The sequence below is a fragment of the Streptomyces sp. AHA2 genome (assembly GCF_036857595.1).
Classification (GTDB): domain Bacteria; phylum Actinomycetota; class Actinomycetes; order Streptomycetales; family Streptomycetaceae; genus Streptomyces.
Genome location: NZ_JAUQWJ010000006.1, coordinates 237,671 through 252,570, shown reverse-complemented (window position 1 = coordinate 252,570; position 14,900 = coordinate 237,671). Strand labels below are relative to the sequence as shown.

Sequence of the window (14,900 nt, the reverse complement as noted above, 5' to 3'; positions counted from 1 at the left end):
ATGTCCGACCACGATCAGACGTACCGGCGTCTCTACGGCACCGGCCGCATGCTCGCGGGCGTGGCCTGGGTGGTGCTGCTGCTGGGGCTGTGGCTGTGGGGCCGCGAGGTCACCGAGGTGCGGCACGGCATCTCGGCCCCCACCACCGGCGACATGGCCGCGGCCGGGCGGCCCCCGGACGTGAAGCTGCCGCCCGCGCACCGGCCGCTGGGCGACGCGGTGCCGCAGCGCGTGGACATCCCCGGGCTCGGCGTCCAGGCCCCGGTGCTGGCGCGGGGTCTGGACGCCCGGGGGGCTCCCGACCCGCCGCCCTTCGGCCAGCCGGGCGTGGTCGGCTGGTACGCCGGAGGCGCGGCGCCCGGGGCCCGCGGCACCGCGCTGATGGTCGGCCACGTGGACACCGACGCCCGGCCGGCCGTCTTCTTCCGGGTCAGCGAGATGCGCCCGGGCCAGACGATCCGGGTGGTGCGGGCCGACGGCCGGATCGCCGAGTTCACGGTCGAGTCCGTCCAGGTCCTCACGCGTGAGCGCTTCGACGCCCACCAGGCGTACGGGCCACGGGAGTCGGGGCGGGCCGAGCTGCGGCTGGTCACCTGCGGCGGCAGCTTCGACCGGGCGACCCGCAGCTACACGGCGAACGTGGTGGTCTCGGCGTACCTGACGGGAACCGGCCGCTGACGGACGGCCACCGGACCCGGTCGGCGGCCCGCTCCCCCTGGAGCCGCCGACCGGGTCCGTCCTCGACCGCGCGCGCACGGGCTGCGGGAGTGACCCGGCGAGCCGCGCGGGAGGCCACGGGAGCCACGGTGGGTGAACCTCTGGCCGAAGACCCGGCCCCGCCCACCGACTCTAGAGCCCGCAGGCCGTCCGGGCCTAGGGGGTGGATGACGCCAGGTCCCGATACGGTGGCGCTGCGTCACCATGCGGGTGGACTTCGAACCGCGTGGGCGCCACGGGACGTATGTCAGGATTGAGCCTTGGAACGGGTGCACCCGAGGGGGAGTTGGATGTACGGCAGCAGGGGGGTCGGGGCGTCCGCGCGCAGGCGGGCGTCCGCGGTGGTGCTGGGGGCGGCACTGCTGGTCACGGGATGTTCCTCGTCCGACGGAGGGGGCGGCGGGGACGACGGCGGGAAGGCGGGCGCGGGGAGCACCCGGCAGCCCCGCGAGAGCGCCCCGTTCTGGGTCAACCCGGACGGCACGGCGGCCCGGCGGGTGGCCGCACTGGAGAAGGCCGGCAAGAAGCGGGAGGCCGAGCAGATCCGCAAGATCGCCGAGCAGCCGGTCGCCGAGTGGATCGGCCCGGACGACCCGGAGGAACAGACCCGGGGCCTCACCGAGGCCGCCGACAAGGCGGGCCGCACCGCCCTGCTCGTCCTCTACAACATCCCGCACCGCGACTGCGGCCAGTACTCCCAGGGCGGCGCCGCCGACGGCGACGCCTACCGCGCGTGGGTCGACGGCGTGGCCGCGGGCATCGGCGACCGGTCCGCCACCGTCATCCTCGAACCGGACGCGCTGCTCCACCTCGTGGACGGCTGCACCCCGCGGCAGTTCCACGAGGAGCGCTACGACCTCCTCGACGGCGCCGTCAGCGAGCTGAAGGCGCTGAAGAACACGAAGGTCTACCTCGACGCGGGCAACGCCGGCTGGCAGAACCCCGACCAGATCTTCGAGCCCCTCCAACGCGCGGGCATCGCCCGCGCCGACGGCTTCTCGGTGAACGTCTCCAACTTCTACTCCACCGAGGACTCCCTCGCCTACGGCAAGCGGCTGTCCGCAAAGGTCGGCGGCAAGCACTTCGTCATCGACACCAGCCGCAACGGCAAGGGCCCCTACACCGGCGGCGACCCGGACGAGCGCTGGTGCAACCCGCCCGGCCGCGCCCTCGGCGAGGCCCCGACGACCAGGACCGCCGACCCGCTGGTCGACGCCTACCTGTGGGTCAAGCGGCCGGGCGAGTCCGACGGCGAGTGCAAGGGCGGCCCCAAGGCCGGCCAGTGGTGGGAGGACTACGCCCTGGACCTCGCGAAGGCCTCCCGCTGACCCACGCGCCGGACCACCGACCGCGCGCAAAGGGGCGCCCTCCCGAGCGGAGGGCGCCCCTTCGTCGGCCGGAAGCCTTGCTACGGCACCTTCACCCACCGCGCCTTGCTCGGCGTGCCGTCGGCGTTCGTCACGAACAGCATGTACCAGCCGCCCTGGACCAGGTTGCGGTTCTTGGGCAGGGTCACCTTCAGCCTGTCGCCGTCGGCCGTGAAGTCCAGGGCGATCGACCGCTGGTCGACGTCCGTGACGTGCGTGGCCGCGCTCGGCCGGATCAGCCGGACCTTCTCCACCTTCGCCGCATCGCGCGAGGTGAACGTCCCCGTGCCGCCGCGCTCGATGGTCTGCGGGCCGCCCGACAGCTCGGGCCGTTCGGCGCCGCCGTACAGGTACGGCGGCGTGTAGATCTCGATGCGCTGCTCGAACTCGCCCGGCTTGGTGTTGGCCTTGTCGGCGAAGAGCGAGTCGGAGCCGAAGAACATCACCCGGCCGTCGGGCAGCAGGATCGACCCGGAGTGGTAGTTGCGGCCCACCAGCGGGTCGGCGACCCGCTCCAGCTCGTTCTTCTCCGTGTCGTACAGCCGCGCCTCGAGGATGTTGGAGTCACCGCGGCCCCGGTAGTCCTCCGAGCCGCCGGAGATCAGCACGCTGTCGTCGGGCAGGATCGAGGCGTTCGGGTACCGCGTGCCCTTGTCCAGGGACGGCCCGTCCACGAACTGCGGTTCCGGGTCCTTGAGATCGACGATCCGGGTCTTCTCGCTGGACCGCTGGGACTCGCCGACACCGCCGCCGCCGATCACCATGTACTTCTCGTCCTGCGCCGGCGGCAGGAGCACCGTGCCGGAGGTCTCCATCAGCTTCGGGTCGCTCAGGCCCGGGATCTTTTTGAACCTGTTGGTGTCCACGTCCCACACGCCCGGGTCGCGGCCCACGTCGTCCGGCCCGTAGCCCGCGTTGGAGCCCGAGTAGAAGACCTTGCCGTTCTGCATGAGGAACAGCGCCGGGTAGGTCGGGAACTGCCGGACCTTGTCCGTGTAGGTCCACTTCCGGGTCTTCGGGTCGAACACCTCGTTCTTGCCGGGGACGAGCTGGCCGATGTCGTCGAGGCCGGAGACGCTGAGGATCCTCCCGTCGCTCAGGGTGGTGAGCGTCGGGTACCAGCGGGCCTCCTTCATCGGGTCGACCTTGATGTACTTCTCGGCCACCGGGTCGAACTCGAAGGCGTCCCGGATGCCCTGGAAGTCCTTCTTGTCGAGGGCGAGCTTCTGCGCGATGCCGTAGGTGTTCCTGGCGTCGGCGCCCTTCAGGCCGTGCACGCGGTAGTTGTCCTGCGTACCCGTCTCATACTTCTTGCCCCGCTTCTGCGCCTCGACGTAGATCCGGCCCAGGCCGGGGTCGTTGCGCAGGAACCTGCCGGTCGCCTTGTCGAAGACCTTCTTCGCGCGCGGCACGAGCACCGGGTCCTTGGAGACGAACGTCTTGCCGTTCTCCTTGCCCGTGAACCTCGTGCCGGCGGGCAGCGTGATCGGTTCGTCCGGGTTCTCGTTGTGGACGATCATCAGGCCACCGGCCTTGGTGACGTCGCCCTTGAGCTTCTCGTAGCGCTTGGTGCCGCCCGCGATCAGCAGGTTGCCGTTGGCGAGCTGGGTGTGGCCGGTGCAGAACAGGTCGGCGGGCGTCGGGACCTTCTTGACGGTGCCCTTCACCGGGTCCCAGATCCGGGTGTCGAACCTCTTCGCGTCGAAGTTGTCCTGGTTGTTGCCCGACCCCGCGACGAGCAGCACCTTGCCGGTGCGCAGCAGCGCCGCGTGGATGGTGTTCTGCCGGTACTCCTCGGGGAAATCGACGATCTCCCACTTGCCGTTGGCGGCCTTGTACTCCGGCTTGTTGATCGTGTACTGGTGGTATTTCTCGGTGCCGAAGCGGTAGAGCCACGGTCCGTTCATCCCGGCCAGCGCGAGTACCACCGCCGTGCCGATCGCGAGTCGACGGGCCCGGCGGCGGCCTGCACGGTCGTTCATTCCTTACGTCCCCCAAGTCCACCAAGGGCGATCTGCATGGTCTGGTCGGTCCCTCCGACCTCCCCCTCCACGCCGGGGGCGGCGGCCCAGCCGGGCGTGTGCCGCGGGGTCTGCGGCGTCTGCTGCGGCGCGGGGGGCAGCGGCTGCGTCCGGTGCGGCCCCGCGGCCTCCTGTCCCGGGTCCCCGGCGTCAGCGGCGGGCTTCTTGGCGTCCTGGCGCAGCTGCCAGCGCCAGGCGAACACGGGCGAGGCGGTGATCAGCAGCGCGAACGTCGCCCAGATGATCATGGCCGGGTGCGCGTGACCGAGGACGAGGCCGGCCGCGATCGAGGCGCCGAAGATCAGGACGAAGTACCAGTGGTAGCGGAACGTGCCGAACCAGCGGTCCGGGCTCGCCGAGTCGCCCTTGGGCGTGACCACGAACTTGCTCTTGCGCCGCAGCATCGAGTCGATGAGCGCCTTGGCGTACAGCGGCGCCGACAGCGCGGACATCACCATGCCGGCCACACCGCCGGAGCCCTCGGGCTCGTGCGGCGAGACGTTGTGCCGGCGGTTCCAGACGTACAGGCCGATCTGCAGGGCCGAGGCGTTGCCGTAGAGCATCAGCCACACCGCCGGGTCGATGTTCACACCCGAGGCGCCCAGGCCCAGGAACAGCGCGCAACTGAGCGCCGCCAGGATCCAGTTCAGGGCCGACATCGGATAGAAGATGATCATCATCGTGTAGTTGAAGAGCTTGCTCGGCGGCAGCGAGTACCAGCCCTTCCAGTACTGCTTGAGGATCGTCTCGTACGTCCCCCGCGACCAGCGCATCTGCTGGGTGAAGAAGTCCGTCCAGGCGCTCGGGCCCTCACCGACCGCGAGCACGTCCGGGGTGTACACCGAGCGCCACTTGCGGCCGGTGGCCGGGTTCCTGTGGCGGTGCATCTCGAACCCGGTCGCCATGTCCTCGGTGATCGAGTCGTACAGACCGCCGATCTGCTTCAGCGCCTTGATGCGCACGGCGTTGGAGGTGCCGACGAACATCGGGGAGCCGTAGCGGTTGCCCGCGCGCTGGATCAGCGCGTGGAAGAGGAACTGCTGCGACTCGGCGGCCTTGGTGATGGGGTTGTCGTAGTTGCCGTAGACCTGCGGGCCGATGACGAAGCCGACGTCCGGGTCGCGGAAGAAGCCGAGCATCCGCTCCAGGTAGTTGGGCAGCGGCACGTGGTCGGTGTCGACCGAGGCGAAGAAGTCGTAGTCGTCGCCGTGCGCCTCCAGCCAGGCGTTGTAGTTGCCGTGCTTGGTCTTGGCGCGGTGCGGGCCCGTGGCCTGGTTCCACTTCGCGACGCCCTTGCGGGAGAAGTGGTGCACGCCGAGGCGCCGGCAGACCGCCTTCACCTCGGGGTCGTCGCCCTCGTCCAGCAGCCAGACGTGCATCAGGCCCCGGTGGCGGATCCTCACCGCCGCCTCCAGGGTCTTCGTCACCATCTCCAGCGGCTCCTTGCCGGGCACGAAGGAGGTGAGGAAGGCCACTCTCGTGCCGGTCTCGGGCACTACCGGGATCGGGTCGCGGGCGACCAGCGTGGCGTGCGCGTTGGACAGCACGTTCATGCAGCGGAAGAACTCGATCAGGCCGATCGAGACGAGCATCACCATGTCGAGCGCGGGCAGCCAGTCGAAGGCCGGGTAGTCGCGCTCGGTCCAGTGCTCGGGCTGGAGCAGCCAGAACAGCAGCACCAGGGAGAGCACCGGTGCCGCGGCCAGCATCAGGGCGACCCGGATGCGATGCGGCTCCTGCGAGATGAGCGAGCGGTACTGCACCCGGTACGGCTTGTGCGGATCGGGCTGGGTGAGGGGGCCCGCGAGCCGGCTGTAGTGCTCGTAGTCGTAGCGCGGCAGCGTCTTCCTGATCCGCCGGAACGTCCCCGTGGTGCTCATCCGGTGAGCCGGCACCCTCAGCTGGGTGGTCCGGGACGGGTCGTGGTCCTGCCGGGCACCCGTGGGCCTCGACGTCATGAGTCTTCCCCCCACACGCGGGACAGCCGCGTGTTCCGTAGCTTTCTTGCCGCCTGCTGGGTCCCCCTCGACCGGCACAGGCGTATTCGGTGGTGGGTCGCGGTCACCACGTCATCCACACCCTATAGACACGGCAACGCGACCTTCCGGTTGCAGATGCGCCCCGCGCATCGCCTCACGGCGGGAGCCCCTACTCCCGCCGCTCCGCACAACCGGTACGAACCCCCCCAACTATCACCAATTCGCAGCTTCTTGCAAAACCAGGGACCCAGCGTTCTACGGCGTCCCTCATGATCGCAAGATGCGCAACCCGGTGTGTACCGGTCATACGCACTCATGATGGTGCGCGCGGGGGCTCCGCGGGGCGGGTGCGGACGAGCGGGCGCGGATGTCGTCGACGCGCTCCTCCTGCCCTCCTCGCTCGCACCGCGCCTGCGGGCCCGGCCCGGCAGCATGTACGGACGGCGGGTGTGTTCCGTTCACACGGGCGCCCACCGGGTCGCCGGCTGACGGCCCGGCGCCGTCATGGCCAGAGAGTAGCCGTCCCCGCGGGCGGCGCGTGGCGATCTGCGCGGAGAAAGGTTTCGGCCAGGGGGTGGAGCGTGGGAGTCCGCGCGGAGATGCGAAAAGGCCCCCCGCTTCCGCGAGGGGCCTTTCACGTCTGTGCGCCGCCAGGGACTCGAACCCCGGACCCGCTGATTAAGAGTCAGCTGCTCTAACCAACTGAGCTAGCGGCGCCTGCTGACACGGAAACTCTACAGGACGCGCGGGGGTGCTCCGGACCACCCCGGGCGGCCCGGGACCCCGCCCGGACGGACCCGGCGTACATCATTCGGACCGTCAGCATGCGCGCGCAGACGACAGTTGCGAAACTGGCGACGCGCTCCCGCACGTGCACGGGTGCCGTACATTCCGCCGGAAGTGTGAGGGGAATCGCATGGAGACTCCGGTATTCGAGGAATTCGACCCGGCGAGCGACTGCGACTGTCCCGGATGTGTGCACTGGCGGCGGGTCCTGCCGCATTCCCGGACCGGCCGCGGCACCGCCCACCCGGCCTCCCACCGGGCCCTCGCCCTGGCCGCCGTCGCCTCCGCCGCCCTCGGTGCGGGACAGGCCGTACCGGCCGCCGCCGCCCCGCACGCACCCCACCGCCCGGGCGGCGTCCCCGCAGGTGACGGGCCTGATACCCCACAGGGGCAGAGGGCCCCGCTGCACGGGCCGGGCGGGCGTCCGGCGCCGCAGTCCGTCGCACCCCAGCCCACCGCCATCACCCGCGCGGAGATCATCGACCGGGCCAAGATCTGGGTCGCGGCGAAGGTGCCGTACTCCATGAGCGCGTACTGGTCCGACGGTTACCGGCAGGACTGCTCCGGTTATGTCTCGATGGCCTGGAAACTGCCCGGGAACGAATGGACCGGCAGTCTCGCCCAGTACGCGGATCGAATCACGAAAGAGGAACTCCAACCGGGCGACATTCTGCTGTTCCACAATGCGGCGTCCCCCACCAGCGGCTCGCACGTCACCATTTTCGGCGGCTGGACGGACGAGGCGCACACCACCTACACCGCCTACGAGCAGACCCGCCCGCACACCCGCCGGCAGCCCACCCCGTACGCCTACTGGAGCGACTCCGACCGGTACATCCCCTATCGCTACAAGGGCGTCGCCGCCGAGGAGCCCGCCCCCGAACCCGGCAGCGGGAACCCGGGCGCCCCGGCCGTGACGCCGTTCCCCGGGGCGGCGTATTTCGGCCCCGGAGCGAGCAACGAGTACGTCACCCGGCTCGGCCGCCTGCTCGTCGCCCGGGGGGCCCAGGGCGCCTACGCCTCCGGCCCCGGACCCCGCTGGACCGACGCCGACCGGCGGGCGACCCGGGCGTTCCAGCGGGCGCAGGGCTGGACGGGTGCGGACGCCGACGGGCTGCCCGGCCCGCTCACCTGGGAGCTGCTGGTCACGGGCAAGGGCAAGGACGTCGAGGGCGGGGTGGAGGGGCCGCCGCCCGCCTCCCACGGCGTGCCGGGCTACCCGGGGCGGGCGATGTTCCGGCCGGGCGCGGACAACGCCTACGTGACCCGGCTCGGGCAGCAGCTCGTGCGCAAGGGGTACGGCAGGTTCTACGCGGTCGGGCCGGGCCCCCGCTGGACCGAGGCCGACCGGCGGGCCGTCGAGGCGTTCCAGCGCACCCAGGGCTGGCGGGGCGGAGCGGCGGACGGCTACCCGGGCCCGGAGACCTGGCGGCGGCTCTTCTCGTGATCCCGCCGGCCGGCGGGGCCCCGGCCCTCGGGCCGCGTCCCCGCCGGCCGGCCCCGACACCCGGCCGGGCCCGTCGAACGGGTCCGGCACCGGGACCACCGTTGTGACGCATCTGGCGCGGAGGCTGGAGGCACGCATGAGTACGACCACTTCCCACACGTCCGAGCCCGACCCACCGGCCGAGGGGCCGGCCCGGTCCGCCCGGCTCATCCAGAACGAGGGCACCACCGAGATCCCGGTCCACCTGCTGTTCCGTGACGACCCCGACCCGGCGCCGGTGGCGCTGAAGCCGGCGGTCGTCAGCCGCAGGCAGGGCACGGGGGAGCAGCCGCGCCTGCGGCGGCCCGCGCCCGCGCCGCACCGTCCGGTGCCGCGGGTCGATCCCGCCCTGGCGGAGCGGCCCGCACGGGTGCTGCCCGGTGCGGCCGGGGTGCTCGCCGGGCTGTGCGGGGCGGCCGGGTGCGCGGCCACCTCGTGGTGGGCCGGGGTACTGCCGCCGCTCGCGGTGGAGGCGCTGCGGCTTCCGGCGGCGTCCGGAGCCGGGCTGGGTCCGGCGCAGTGGGCGGCGTACGCGGGCGCCGGTGCGCTCGGCCTGTTCGGGTTCGGCGGACTGGCCCGGGGGCGCACCGGGCGGGCCTGGGTGCTGGATCTGTTCGGCCGCTACCGGGGGACCGTGCGCCGGTCCGGCCTGCTGTGGGTCAACCCGCTGCTGCTGCGCCGCCGGGTGGACGTGCGGCTGCGGCACTGGCGCAGCGAGCCGGTCCCGGCGGCCGACGCGAGCGGGGTCGCGCTGCGCGTGGTGGTCCTCGTGGTCTGGCGGGTGCGGGACACCGCCCGGGCCACGCTGGGCGTCGAGGACCACGAGACGTACCTGCGCGAGTGCGTCGAGGCCGCGCTGGCCCGCGTGCCCGTGGAGATGCCGGGCGGGACGCGGGCGGCCGGGCCGGCGGCGGGTGAGGCGCTGACGCGGCTGGTCGCGGCCGACGCGGCACCGGTCGGGCTGGAGGTGTACTCGGTGCAGCCATTGCGGGTGGAGTACGCCCCCGAGGTCGCCGCCGCGATGAACCGCCGCCGGATCGCGGCGCTGGACGCCCAGCACCGGGCGAGCGTGCTGACCTCGGTCGTGGACTCCGTCGAGGACACGGTGACCCGGCTGACCGTGCGGGGACTGGTCGAACTCGACGACTACGAGCGCAAGGCGCTGGTGAAGGACCTGACGGTGGCGTTCTGCTCGGGTCGCGGGGAAACAGCTCCGTGATTGGTATGGACATGTTCAACTAACGGTCATACGCTCACCTTGGTCTAGACCTACATGCACGGCTCACTGAACCCTCCCCCACGTTTCCCAGGAGCGGCAGCATGCGCACAAGGACCAAGGTGTCCGCACTCGCGGTGGGACTGGCCACGACCGGAGCCCTCGTACTCTCCTCCGGCGGCGCCAGCGGCCACGGCTACACCGACCTCCCCATCAGCCGGCAGAAGCTCTGCCAGAACGGCACCGTGACCAACTGCGGTTCCATCCAGTGGGAACCGCAGAGCGTCGAGGGGCCGAAGGGCTTCCCGGCCTCCGGACCGGCCGACGGGCAGATCTGCAACGGCGGCGTCGGCCACTTCAGCCAGCTCAGCGCGCCCCGGACGCCGTCCGGCGCCGCCTGGCCCGCCACCAAGGTGACGGGTGGTCAGAACTACACGTTCCGCTGGCAGTTCACCGCCATGCACGCCACGACCGACTTCAAGTACTACATCACCAAGCCGGGCTGGAACCAGAACCACAACCTGTCCCGGTCCGACCTCAACCTGACGCCGTTCTTCACGGTTCCGTACAACGGCCAGCGGCCGCCGTCCACGCTCTCGCACAGCGGCCGGCTGCCGTCGGGCCTGAGCGGCCGGCACGTGATCGTCGCGGTGTGGACGGTCGCCGACACGGCCAACGCGTTCTACGCCTGCTCGGACGTCACCTTCTGACGCCCGGCGCACCTCCGAGGTCCTGAGTCACCGGCGCGGCCGGCGTGGGGAGGTTCCACGCCGGCCGCCCGGTCCGGCGCATCGACCCAGGGGTGCGCGATGGGCGTGGTCTGCTGCGTCGTGCCCGGCCCGGTCACGGCCCCGGCACCGCCCATGGCCCACCGGCGTCGTACGGCGCCGGCTGCGGATCCGGGGCGCCGGCAGCAGCGCCGGGGTTCCTCGGTGTGATCGCCGTCCTCCGCGCGGTTCGGGACCGCCCACGCCCAGGCCCTCGGTGCCCAGGGCGACGTCGTCTCCAGCGTGGACGGCAGCGGGACGTCCATCCGGCCGTGAACACGTCGAAGGGCCTCTCGCTCCCACGAGAGGCCCTTCGACGTATGGTGCGCCGCCAGGGACTCGAACCCCGGACCCGCTGATTAAGAGTCAGCTGCTCTAACCAACTGAGCTAGCGGCGCATGACTCACGCCGACCGGCGGAAACGGCCTTCCGCGGCTGGCGACGAGAAAATACTACCTGGTCCGAAGGGGTGCTCCTGACCACCCGGACGGCCCTAGATCGCCATGGAGAGCAGGACCGGGGCGGCGTTGCGGTTGAGGGCCTCGGCGGCCCGGCGCAGGCGGTGAACGTGCTCGACGGGCAGGGACAGGGCCAGGCAGCCGACGGAGGAGCCGGCCGTGACCGGCACGGCCGCGCACACCGTGCCGACCGCGTACTCCTGCAGGTCCAGGACGGGCACGGTCGGCGGCTGGCCCTCCAGGCGGGACAGCAGCAGCCGGTCGCTGGTGATGGTGCGGGAGGTCAGGCGGGCCATCCTGTGCCGGGCCAGGTGGTCCCGGCGCCCGGCGTGGTCGAGCTGGGTGAGCAGGCTCTTGCCGATGGCGGTGGCGTGCGCCGAGGAGCGGAAGTCGACCCACTCGTTGACCTTGGGGGTGGCGGGGCTGTCGGCGTACTGGGTGACGCTGATCTCACCGTCGAGGTAGCGGCTCAGGTAGACGGCGGCGCCGACCGAGTCGCGCAGTCGGTCGAGGGTGTGCTGGACCTTGTCCCGCAGCGCCTGCTCGCGCTGCCCGGCGGAGGTGAGACGGGTCAGGGCCTCGCCGGTGACGTGGGCGCCGTCGGCGGTCCGCTCGGCGTAGCCCTCGCGGCGCAGCATGCGCAGCAGCGCGGTCAGCCGCTCCGGGGCGATGCCGGTGTGCCGGGCGAGATCGGTGTCGGTGACGCCGCCGGGGCGGCGCGCCACGGCCTCCAGCACGCGCAGCGCGTCCCGGACCGAGTGGGACGGGGTGGTCGGCGGCTCGTGCCTCAGCGCCACGGTGGTCTCCCCCTGCGCTTGCTGTAGGGCCGTGATCCGGTCGGTCGACCTGTTCCAGGCTAACGGGCAAAGGCCCTGTGCGCAGCGGGGGTTGACAAGAATCGGGACCGCCCGGACCGGGGGCGACGGCGCTCCGGCGGGTGCCGGATACGCGCCCCGGTCCGGACGATCCGCGTTCTGCCTGGTCACCGGGCGTAATCAGAGCACTGCGCTGAGGAACTCCCGGGTGCGGTCCTGCTCCGGATCGCTGAAGATCTTCTCCGGCGGGCCCGACTCGAGGATGCGACCCGAGTCGAACATCAGCACCTGGTCGGAGATGTCCCGGGCGAAGTTCATCTCGTGGGTCACGCAGAGCATGGTGATGTCGGTGGAGCGGGCGATGTCCCTGAGGACGTCGAGGACTCCCGCGACCAGCTCGGGGTCGAGCGCGGAGGTGACCTCGTCCAGGAGCAGCACCTTCGGGCGCATGGCCAGGGCCCGGGCGATCGCCACCCGCTGCTGCTGGCCGCCGGAGAGCCGGCCGGGGTGGGCGTCGCACTTGTCGGCCAGGCCCACCAGGTCGAGCAGTTCCCTGGCCCGCTCGACCGCCTCGTCCCTGGACATGCCGAGGACGGTGACGGGCGCCTCGGTGATGTTCCGCAGCACCGTCATGTTCGGGAACAGGTTGAACTGCTGGAACACCATCCCGATCTTCTTGCGGACCTCGCGGACCTCCTTGTCGGAGGCCGGGAACAGCCGCTGCCCGTCCACGGTGACGGTGCCCTCGTCGGGCTTGGTCAGCGTCATCAGCAGCCGCAGGATCGTGGTCTTGCCGGACCCGGAGGGGCCGATCAGCGTGACGTGCTTGCCGGCGTCCACGGAGAAGTCCAGGCGATCCAGGACGGTGTTGTCGCCGAACCGCTTGGTCACCTGCTCCAGCCGGATCAACTCGCCGGTGCTCCTGGTGGGGTGCTTCTCGGGGTCGGGGAGGGTGTCGGTGGTCTCAGTGGGCAAGGCGACGCTCCAGGGCTCGCAGGCCAAGGCTGGCCAGGTAGGAAATGACGATGAAGGCCACGCCGATCAACGTGACGGGCTCGGTGAACCGGAAGCTCTCCTGCGCGAACAGCCGCGCCTCGCCGAGCATCTCCAGCACCGTGATCGCCATCAGGATCGGGGTGTCCTTGAGCATCGCGATGACGTAGTTGCCGAGGGCCGGGACGACCCGCCGGACCGCCTGCGGCAGGATCACGGCCGTCCAGGTGCGCCGCAGCGGCAGGTTCAGCGCCGTCGCCGCCTCCCACTGGCCGGCGGGCACCGCCTCGATGCCGGCGCGGTAGACCTGCATCGTGTACGTCGAATAGTGCAGTCCGATGCCGACGACACCGGTGGTCAGCGCCGAGAAGGCCACGCCCCACTCGGGCAGCACGTAGAAGAGGAAGAACAGCTGCACCAGCAGCGGGGTGTTGCGGACGAACTCCGTGACCGCCCCGACCGGCCAGGTCACCCAGCGCGAGGGCGCCCGCATCAGCAGCGCCCACACCAGGCCCAGCACGAAGGAGATCAGCGAGCCGAGCACCAGGGCCTGCAGCGTGACCAGCAGGCCGTCCCAGAAGTGCGGCATGAAGTCGGAGACAGCGCTCCAGTCCCAGTTCATCGCACCGCCTCCGCCACGGCCGGCTCGGGCGCCCGGGCCGCGCCGTCGGGGTTCTTCCCGGCGCCCGCCTTCAGCTTCCGCTCCAGCCCGCGCATGCCGCGCGTGAGCAGGAACGCGATCCCGAAGTAGATCAGCAGGACGTACGTGTAGATCTCCGCGCTCTCCTGCAGTGCCAGCCGCACCAGGTTGCCGCTGAACGCCAGGTCACCCATGCCGATGACGGACACCAGGGCGGTGCCCTTGAGCAGTTCGACGAGCAGGTTGGAGAACGGCGGGACCATCTCCGGCACGGCCTGCGGCAGCAGGATCAGCCGCATCCGCTGCCAGGGCGTGAAGCTGAGCGCGATCCCGCCCTCCCTCTGCGCCGGGTCGACCGCGTTCAGCGCCCCGCGCACGATCTCGGAGCCGTACGCCCCGTAGGTCAGGCCGAGCGCCAGCGTGGCCGCCCACAGGGGGACGAGCTGCCAGCCGAAGGTGATCGGCAGCACGAAGAACACCCAGAAGATCATGATCAGGGCGGAGGTGCCGCGGAACACCTCGGTGTAGAAGCCCGCGAGGAAGCGGACGATCCACAGCCGGTGCGTGCGGGCGATGCCCACGACGAAGGAGACCGCCGCGGCCAGCAGCGTGCTGAGGACGAGCAGCTGGATCGTGACCCAGACGCCCTTGAGTACCAGTTCCCACAGTCCCGGGGTCATCCGCCGCACAGCTCCTTCGCGGTCAGGTCCGTCATCTCGGCTTCGGTGAACCCGAAGGGCTTGAGGATGCGGAACAGTTCGCCGCTCTTCTTGAGCTTGCGCAACTCCACGTTGAAGGCGTCGCGCAGGTTCGTCTCGGTCGGACGGAAGGCGAACGCGCCCCCGTCGACGTGCGGTTCGCCGCCGACGATCGGCTTGAACGGCTCGGTGGCCTCCGCTTTGGCGGACTTCTTCACGACCTCGCGCACGGTGAGCGCCGTGCCGGCGAACACGTCGACGCGTCCGGCCTCGACGGCGTTGAGCCCGGCGACCTGGTCCGGGACGATGAGGATGTCGCTCTCCTCGTAGCCCGCCTCGACGGCGTACCGGATCTCGGCGTAGCCGGTCCCGGTGGCGAACCTGGCCTTCTTCTCGACGACGTCCTTGTAGCTGTGCAGCCCCTTGGGGTTGCCCTTGCGGACGATGAACGCGTCGAGCATCTGGTAGTCGGGGTCGGAGAAGACGACCTGAGCGCAGCGTTCGGGGTTGACGTACATCCCGGCGGCGACGACGTCGAACTGCTGGGAGTTCAGGCCGGGGATGAGCGAGCCGAACTCGGTCGGCACCGGCTGCACCCGGTCGACGCCGAGCCGCCGGAAGATGACTTCGGCGAGTTCCGGCGCCTCGCCGGTCAGCCGGCCGTTCCGGTCGATGAAGCCGAACGGGATCTCGCCGGCGATGCCCAGGCGGACGACGCCCGCGGCGCGGAGCCGGTCGAGGAGGTCACCGCCCTCGACGTCCGAGGCGGTGGCGACCCGGCTGCAGCCGGTGGCGCCCAGCGCGCCGAGCGCCGCCACCCCCGCGAGCAGCGACCGGCGTGTGGGTCTCGATCCGTTCGTCGATATGGGTTCTGGACTTCTCGGGCTTCTGTGTGGTGGAGCCATGGGCGCGCGGCTACCCGAACGCCTTCGAGTTATTCAGGTCTTTTCCAGCCCC

The 14,900-nt window shown here is 71.2% G+C and carries 12 protein-coding genes and 2 tRNA genes; 5 read left to right on the top strand and 9 right to left on the bottom strand.

The features are described from left to right. On the top strand, positions 1-678 hold the full coding sequence (locus Q5694_RS15550) for a class F sortase (protein ID WP_333933540.1): 678 nt from the start codon (positions 1-3) through the stop codon (positions 676-678). Between the two features lie 329 nt (positions 679-1,007). Further along, positions 1,008-2,045 carry a glycoside hydrolase family 6 protein gene (locus Q5694_RS15545; RefSeq protein ID WP_333933539.1) on the top strand — a complete coding sequence of 346 codons (1,038 nt, stop codon included), beginning with the start codon at positions 1,008-1,010 and terminating at the stop codon, positions 2,043-2,045. Between the two features lie 80 nt (positions 2,046-2,125). Here Q5694_RS15545 and Q5694_RS15540 read toward each other — a convergent pair whose 3' ends face one another. The 3 genes from Q5694_RS15540 to Q5694_RS15530 all read right to left on the bottom strand — a co-directional run bounded on the left by Q5694_RS15540 (position 2,126) and on the right by Q5694_RS15530 (position 6,801). Then, complete coding sequence (locus Q5694_RS15540; RefSeq protein WP_333933538.1) at positions 2,126-4,066, bottom strand: kelch motif-containing protein; 1,941 nt, start codon at positions 4,064-4,066, stop codon at positions 2,126-2,128. Continuing rightward, a complete protein-coding gene (locus Q5694_RS15535; protein WP_333933537.1) occupies positions 4,063-6,063 on the bottom strand; it encodes a glycosyltransferase family 2 protein in 2,001 nt (666 codons plus the stop codon). The genes Q5694_RS15540 and Q5694_RS15535 overlap by 4 nt, the downstream gene beginning before the upstream one ends. A 664-nt stretch (positions 6,064-6,727) precedes the next feature. Next, positions 6,728-6,801 (bottom strand) — tRNA-Lys (locus Q5694_RS15530). A gap of 199 nt (positions 6,802-7,000) precedes the next feature. Between Q5694_RS15530 and Q5694_RS15525 the strand changes: the two genes are divergently transcribed. From Q5694_RS15525 to Q5694_RS15515, 3 genes are all read left to right on the top strand, one after another. Continuing rightward, on the top strand, positions 7,001-8,317 hold the full coding sequence (locus Q5694_RS15525) for a peptidoglycan-binding protein (protein ID WP_333933536.1): 1,317 nt from the start codon (positions 7,001-7,003) through the stop codon (positions 8,315-8,317). A 136-nt stretch (positions 8,318-8,453) separates the two neighbouring features. Then, positions 8,454-9,575 carry an SPFH domain-containing protein gene (locus tag Q5694_RS15520; RefSeq protein ID WP_333933535.1) on the top strand — a complete coding sequence of 374 codons (1,122 nt, stop codon included), beginning with the start codon at positions 8,454-8,456 and terminating at the stop codon, positions 9,573-9,575. Between the two features lie 101 nt (positions 9,576-9,676). After that, entirely contained in the window at positions 9,677-10,282 is a 606-nt protein-coding gene (locus Q5694_RS15515; RefSeq protein WP_333933534.1) for a lytic polysaccharide monooxygenase auxiliary activity family 9 protein, read from the top strand. A gap of 378 nt (positions 10,283-10,660) precedes the next feature. Here the strand turns inward: Q5694_RS15515 and Q5694_RS15510 are convergent. From Q5694_RS15510 to ehuB, 6 genes are all read right to left on the bottom strand, one after another. After that, positions 10,661-10,737 (bottom strand) — tRNA-Lys (locus tag Q5694_RS15510). Positions 10,738-10,832: 95 nt separating this feature from the next. Next, positions 10,833-11,594 carry an IclR family transcriptional regulator gene (locus Q5694_RS15505; RefSeq protein ID WP_333933533.1) on the bottom strand — a complete coding sequence of 254 codons (762 nt, stop codon included), beginning with the start codon at positions 11,592-11,594 and terminating at the stop codon, positions 10,833-10,835. Positions 11,595-11,792: 198 nt separating this feature from the next. Next, positions 11,793-12,587 (bottom strand): ectoine/hydroxyectoine ABC transporter ATP-binding protein EhuA, encoded by a 795-nt coding sequence (gene ehuA, locus Q5694_RS15500; protein WP_443040879.1) that lies wholly within the window; start codon positions 12,585-12,587, stop codon positions 11,793-11,795. Further along, positions 12,577-13,227: an ectoine/hydroxyectoine ABC transporter permease subunit EhuD gene (gene ehuD / locus Q5694_RS15495; protein ID WP_333933532.1), complete on the bottom strand. Its 651-nt coding sequence runs from the start codon at positions 13,225-13,227 to the stop codon at positions 12,577-12,579. Before ehuD ends, ehuA begins: the two co-directional genes overlap by 11 nt. Further along, complete coding sequence (ehuC, locus tag Q5694_RS15490) at positions 13,224-13,925, bottom strand: ectoine/hydroxyectoine ABC transporter permease subunit EhuC (RefSeq protein ID WP_333933531.1); 702 nt, start codon at positions 13,923-13,925, stop codon at positions 13,224-13,226. The genes ehuD and ehuC overlap by 4 nt, the downstream gene beginning before the upstream one ends. Next, positions 13,922-14,848 carry an ectoine/hydroxyectoine ABC transporter substrate-binding protein EhuB gene (gene ehuB, locus Q5694_RS15485; protein WP_333933530.1) on the bottom strand — a complete coding sequence of 309 codons (927 nt, stop codon included), beginning with the start codon at positions 14,846-14,848 and terminating at the stop codon, positions 13,922-13,924. Before ehuB ends, ehuC begins: the two co-directional genes overlap by 4 nt. Positions 14,849-14,900 lie beyond the last annotated feature (52 nt).